The organism is Enterobacter sp. RIT637, from assembly GCF_019718755.1.
GTDB lineage: Bacteria > Pseudomonadota > Gammaproteobacteria > Enterobacterales > Enterobacteriaceae > Enterobacter.
The window spans coordinates 1-513 of sequence record NZ_JAIHAZ010000201.1 but is presented as its reverse complement, the minus strand read 5'-3'; the positions used below and the strand labels follow the sequence as shown (position 1 = coordinate 513).

Annotated in this window: 1 pseudogene; it reads left to right on the top strand. The window is 56.1% G+C overall.

Annotated features, from left to right (window positions below):
* Positions 1-142 precede the first annotated feature (142 nt).
* A pseudogene (locus tag K5E19_RS24000) lies at positions 143-513 on the top strand (type VI secretion protein VasK); the annotation flags it as partial.

Genomic DNA, 513 nt, shown 5'->3' with positions numbered 1-513 from the left:
ATTCTGGCTACAGAGAAAACAGAGGAAGGCACAGATCATTTACAGCCCTGAGAATATTAATGCTCGTAAAGATAATCAGTCTATCAAGAAAGAGGCTGTTTCCTCCAGCTTTCTGTCACTCAGGGATTTGCGACAGCAGCTTAGATCCACTTACGGATTTTTGTGGTTTCGTAAAACACGCATCCTGCTGATAACCGGCACCGCCGCTGAGGTGGAACAACTGACCCCTGGCCTGACAGGCCAGCTCTGGCAGGAAGACCGCGGCACACTGTTGCTGTGGGGCGGTGACCTCAATACGCCAGCGGACAGTGCCTGGTTGACCGCGCTGCGCAAACTGCGCCGCCGCCCGGTGGACGGGCTGGTGTGGGTCACCTCGGCTTTTGACCAGCTCTCAGCACCAGGGCTGGATCAGCCGCTGCCGGTACCGTCTGAAAGCAGCATGGACTCCCTGTCTCATGCCATCAGCGCTCGTATAGAAGCGCTTGGCTGGAAGCTCCCGCTGTATATCTGGTC